4 protein-coding genes are annotated in these 2,714 nt (G+C 59.4%); 1 reads left to right on the top strand and 3 read right to left on the bottom strand.

The features are described 5' to 3' along the window. The 3 genes from VMR39_RS03445 to VMR39_RS03455 form a co-directional block, all read right to left on the bottom strand. Positions 1 to 607 (bottom strand): DEAD/DEAH box helicase family protein (locus VMR39_RS03445; RefSeq protein WP_325414376.1); only part of this gene is annotated, 607 nt, incomplete at its 3' end. Between the two features lie 49 nt (positions 608 to 656). Next, the gene (locus tag VMR39_RS03450) at positions 657 to 1,085 is read right to left on the bottom strand and encodes a hypothetical protein (protein WP_325414378.1); all 429 of its coding nucleotides are present in this window, start codon (positions 1,083 to 1,085) and stop codon (positions 657 to 659) included. Further along, positions 1,072 to 2,067, bottom strand: a complete 996-nt coding sequence (locus VMR39_RS03455) for a DNA/RNA non-specific endonuclease (RefSeq protein WP_325414380.1) — start codon at positions 2,065 to 2,067, stop codon at positions 1,072 to 1,074. Before VMR39_RS03455 ends, VMR39_RS03450 begins: the two co-directional genes overlap by 14 nt. Positions 2,068 to 2,226: 159 nt before the next feature. On the opposite strand from VMR39_RS03455, the gene VMR39_RS03460 reads away from it, so the two are divergent. After that, positions 2,227 to 2,714: DUF3617 domain-containing protein (locus VMR39_RS03460; RefSeq protein ID WP_414712447.1), on the top strand; the 488-nt coding region annotated here is incomplete at its 3' end.

Genomic DNA, 2,714 nt, shown 5'->3' on the forward strand with positions numbered 1-2,714 from the left:
TGATCTCGCGCTGGTCCTCGATCCCGCCCTTCTTCATCGAGAAGGTCATGGCCGAATAGGTTTCGACCGACCCGATGCCATAGAGGCAGGACACGGACGCGACGATGATGACATCGTCGCGTTCCAGCAGCGCGCGGGTAGCCGAATGGCGCATCCGGTCGATGCTCTCGTTCACGCTGGACTCTTTTTCGATATAGGTGTCCGACCGCGCGACATAGGCTTCGGGCTGATAATAGTCGTAATAGCTGACGAAATATTCGACCGCATTGTCGGGGAAGAAGCTCTTGAACTCGCCATAGAGCTGCGCCGCGAGGATCTTGTTCGGCGCCAATATAAGGGCAGGCCGTTGCAGCGCTTCGATCACCTTGGCCATGGTGAAGGTCTTGCCGGAGCCGGTGACGCCGAGCAGCACCTGATCCTTCTCGCCCGCCAGCGCCTGTTCGACCAGTTCGGGGATCGCGGTGCGCTGGTCGCCCGAGGGTTCATAGTCGCTGACCAGCGTGAATGGCCGGCCGCCCTCGCTCTTTTCGGGGCGAGCCGGGCGGTGCGGGACGAAGCCCTCTCCGGTTTCCGGTTCATCGAGGCTGGTGCGGATCTGAATCGACATGGGGCGAATATGGGATCTTTGACGGGGGACGCAATCCGGGATGCGTTGGTCAGGGTTTCAGTTCGAACCCGGTCCCGGGCGGCGGCGGATAGACGACCGGCTTTTCGCCGAAGCGGGCGCGCAGGGCGGCTTCACGTCGTTCCATGCTGATAGTTTCGACTTTAACTTCATCTGGATATCTGAAGCTGACGTCGAATTTCCCATCTTTGATCTCATATTCCATGATCGACCAGCGCTTGAGTCCACCTTCCTCGGATTCGGCGTACCAGGCTTCCCAAAGCAAATCGGAAAGCAATTCGCTGTCATCCAGATTTCGAATCTGATGCCCTTCGTCCTTGAAGACATTGGGACTGATCCAGCCCTCGCCGATCTCGACGTAAAGAAAGATGCCGTCGGGATCGCCGCCAACGACATGGAGTAGTTCTACGCCGATCTCGTTCATGAGCGGCCCCAGAATATCCCATTTATCTTTTGCCACCGACGGTTCCTTTCGCTTCATTGGGGAACTTCTGGACGGCTCTTTTGCCATCAACATACCAAGTGACGGTGAGTTGGTAGGGGCGCTTCGACGCCCCATGATATAGCGGTTCGATGTCGACAAACACCTTATGTCCTGCTCGCAATTCCTTGGCCCATCCATCCTCCATGGCGCGGTAGCTGCCGCGGTTGAAGTTCGCATCCTGGGCGAAATGGTTGAAGCTGTCGCGGGGACCGTTGAAGCGAGCAGCGATGAAATGGCCGCCATCATCGCTGGCCCGCCGATCTGGCTTGCCGGCCTGCGCTTGATTGCGGCGTGACCGGATCGGCGCTGCCGCCAAAGATAATTGGCCAAACGTCCGTCGGTTGCGTGCAACGATATCAATGTGGAAATCATAGCCGTTCCTCGTCTCGCGCTTCCAGTTTGCATCGAGAATCTGGCTTTCCAGCGACGGCGGATTCGCCGCGTCCGGCGGCAATTTTCCGCCATGCGCGTCCATATAATGGGCCAGGCCCAGAAACTTGTTCTTGGCGGCTCGCCCTGCGTCCAGATAAGCTTGATGCGGCAGCTTGATCTGCTGTCCGACCCGCAACGGCTGGTCGAGCGACTGCCGGTTGAGCCATGCCAGATCGCGCGCCCTGAGCCCTTTTCGCCGTGCAGCGATGCGAGACAATGAATCCCCTCGCTGCACCGTATAAAGCGCGAAATTGTCCGGATGGTCGGCACGATGGCGGGTGCGATCCGGTACGTCTGGACGATCTGCTTTGCCGGAAGGTCGGCTGGCTCCGGCCTTTGCGGAACCGGCATCGCCGGCCCGGCCGCCCGCCGGGAAATAGCGCCCATGGCCCGCGAAGGTGAAGCGCCCATCCTGCTCATCATGCCATGGATTAAATTTCACCTCGACCGCGGCTGGGTCGACCCTGCGCCCGGTGCGCAAATAGAGGCTGAAGGCCGTCAGTTCGCCCGACATCGTCCGCTGCATCGAAACTCCCCCCAAAGTTCGCGACGCGCCTAGCAGATTTAGAAGAACAAATCAAGAACATGTATCATTTTATTCCACGTCATTGAACCCACACGCAGCGGCGTTATGTTCATGTCAGGGGCGGAAACAGGGAGGAATATCATGCGCCGGACAGTCTTGATGCTTGCAGTTCTGACGGCGGGCCTCGCTGCCTGTGGCGACAAACCCGGAGATACGACAGGAGACATCGCCGCGACCGACGCCATGAGCAAGGCGGAGGTGAAGGCGGAAGTCGACAAGGTTCAGCTCAAGCCCGGCCAGTGGGAAGGGCGTTTTACCGTCAAGGATATCGACCTGGGCAACATGCCCGGCGCACCGGCCGGCATGAAGGACCGGATGAAAAGCATGATGAGCCAGACCTCGCTCAAATATTGCGTGACGCCCGAACAGGCCGCCAATCCCAGCGGCGAGATGTTCGCCGGCCAGGAAAACAAGGACTGCACCTATGGCGGGTTCGAGGCGAAGGGCGGCGCGGTAAAGGGCCAGGTGTCCTGCAAGTCGCAGGGCGGCACGATGAATGCCACCATGTCCGGCACCTATGCGCCCGAAACCTACGCGATGGACATGGACATGAAGATGGAGGGTGGGCCCCAGAACATGACCATGGC

The organism is Sphingobium sp. (genome assembly GCF_035511395.1).
Classification (GTDB): domain Bacteria; phylum Pseudomonadota; class Alphaproteobacteria; order Sphingomonadales; family Sphingomonadaceae; genus Sphingobium.

Coding starts and splice junctions, on each gene's coding strand:
- VMR39_RS03455 (WP_325414380.1), bottom strand. CDS start 2,067: ATGCAGCGGACGATGTCGGGCGAACTGACGGCCTTCAGCCTCTATTTG.